Genomic DNA, 2,304 nt, shown 5'->3' with positions numbered 1-2,304 from the left:
CGTAAGAAGCATTTTCCACGTTGGCACCCCTATAATGATTGCCTTTCTCGTCGACAACCACCGCCCCGACCTTGAATCCGGAATATTTTACGTAAGCATTTTCCCTAGCCTCTATAGCTTCGTCTATCAGTTCTAATATCTCTTTTTCATTTATCAGCATCGCATTCACCTCCAAAAGAGTCACCTGTACCACCTTGAGATATCCCAAAATATTTACAGTGTTATTTTTCCAGTGTACCTAGAGCTATTTCCATCATCTCACTGAATGTACTCTGTCTCTCTTCAGATGTTGTCTCTTCCCCTGTTACTAGGGAATCAGATATTGTGAGGATAGTAAGAGCATTTACACCGTACTTTGCAGCCACTGTATAGAGGCCTGCCGTTTCCATCTCCACACAGAGGACTCCGAAAGCTGCCCATTTCTTATAATCCTCAAAATTATCCTGATAAAATTCATCTGAAGTAAATACATTTCCGGCCTTTATTTCTATTCCCTTTTCCTTAGCTGTTTCCACTGCCTTCATAAACAGTTCAAAAGATGCAGTTGGGGCAAAATCTGCTCCGTTGAATCTTAGTTTATTTACACCTGAATTTGTAGAAGAAGACATGGCTATCACTATGTCCCTCACTTTTACATCCTCTTGATAAGACCCGGCTGATCCCACTCTTATGAGGTTTTTTACTCCGTATTCTCTTATAAGTTCGTTGACATATATAGATATAGACGGAACTCCCATACCTGTCCCCTGCACCGATACTTTTTTCCCTTTATAAGTTCCTGTATAACCGTACATTCCCCTCACAGTATTGTAACACACTGTGTCTTCAAGAAAAGTTTCTGCGATCCATTTTGCCCTCAGAGGATCTCCGGGCAGAAGTACCGTCTCTGCAATTTCACCTTTTTTAGCAGCTATATGTATGCTCATCTCATACCTCCCAATATATTTTAAAAATTATCTGAATTCACTTTTTATTATTGTCAGTATACATTTAGATCAATACAAATCTTTTGCAAAACTTCCCTCTATACTGTTTCCCAGAAGAAGTTCTTCTACGGTTGCAGCTATATCTCCAAAGGTAGTCCTTATTCCCAGGTCAACCCCTCCCTTTACCTCTTTCCCGTATACCAGGATAGGGATATATTCCCTTGTATGATCTGTCCCTTCATAAGTAGGGTCGCATCCGTGATCTGCAGTAACTATCAGTACTTCATCATCTTTCATATTAGCCATTATCTCAGGAAGATACCTGTCAAACTGTTCTATTGCCTCTTTATACCCCTTAGGGTCTCTTCTGTGTCCGAATTTCATATCAAAGTCCACAAGATTTGTAAAAATAAGTCCCTTGCTGTTTTCTTTCAAGGCTTTTATCGTCTTTAATATACCGTCTTTATCGTCTTTGTTTGTACCTCTTGTATCTGTTATACCTTCTCCGGCAAATATATCGCTTATCTTTCCTATGGCTATTACATCTTTTCCTGCAGATTTGAGTCTGTCAAGCACAGTAGCCTTAGGAGGTTTTACAGAATAGTCGTGCCTCTTTGGAGTTCTCTCAAAATTACCTTTGCTTTTTCCCACATAAGGTCTGGCTATTACCCTTGCCACCGGGGATTTTTCCATACATATTTCAAGAGCTGTTTCACACCCCTTATAAAGTTCAGCTAATGGAATTACCTCTTCATTTGCTGCTATCTGAAGTACAGGGTCAGCAGATGTATAGATTATCCACGCTCCGCTCTTTAATTGTTCCTCACCATATTCATCTATTACGGCCGTTCCTGAATACGGTTTGTTACAAAGTATTTTTCTCCCGGTTCTTTTTTCCAGTTCATCTAGTACCTCTTCCGGGAATCCGTCTGGATATGTAGGAAAAGGTTTATCACCTATTACTCCTGCCATTTCCCAGTGACCTGTAGTTGTATCTTTTCCCTTTGCCTTTTCCATGGCTTTTCCGTAGGCCCCTATAGTATCTTTTATTTTTTTAGCACCAGTGATTTCAGTTAGATTCCCTATACCCATTTTTTCCATGTTGGGTATATTGAGTCCTCCACACTCTCTGGATATATTTCCAAAAGTATCTGCTCCTACATCACCAAACTCTTCAGCATCAGGAAGATATCCCACACCGACACTGTCTAGTACGATGATGGTGGCTCTCTCTATTTTTTTCATAGTTAACCTCCTTTTTATTATTTTCGGTTTAATTGAATTATTGAATTTCTACAGAAGTCTGTTACTTTTCTCTTGACAGAAAAGTAACCAAAAGGTCAAGAATTTTCAAATGTCTAGGAAGTATATTTTTCTT

At 39.4% G+C, this 2,304-nt stretch carries 2 protein-coding genes and 1 pseudogene; all 3 read right to left on the bottom strand.

Features of this window, described 5'->3' with window-relative positions:
* Nucleotides 1-184, bottom strand: a pseudogene (locus ABZA26_RS13040) (hypothetical protein); the annotation flags it as partial.
* A 37-nt stretch (nt 185-221) separates the two neighbouring features.
* On the bottom strand, nt 222-926 hold the full coding sequence (gene deoD, locus ABZA26_RS13035; protein ID WP_372714940.1) for a purine-nucleoside phosphorylase: 705 nt from the start codon (nt 924-926) through the stop codon (nt 222-224).
* Between the two features lie 69 nt (nt 927-995).
* On the bottom strand, nt 996-2,171 hold the full coding sequence (locus tag ABZA26_RS13030) for a phosphopentomutase (protein ID WP_372714939.1): 1,176 nt from the start codon (nt 2,169-2,171) through the stop codon (nt 996-998).
* Nucleotides 2,172-2,304: the final 133 nt, after the last annotated feature.

Origin of the sequence: Ilyobacter sp. (assembly GCF_041583315.1) — a bacterium.
GTDB lineage: Bacteria > Fusobacteriota > Fusobacteriia > Fusobacteriales > Fusobacteriaceae > Ilyobacter.
The sequence above is the reverse complement of the archived record's forward strand: the minus strand, read 5'-3'. Positions and strand labels throughout refer to the sequence as shown.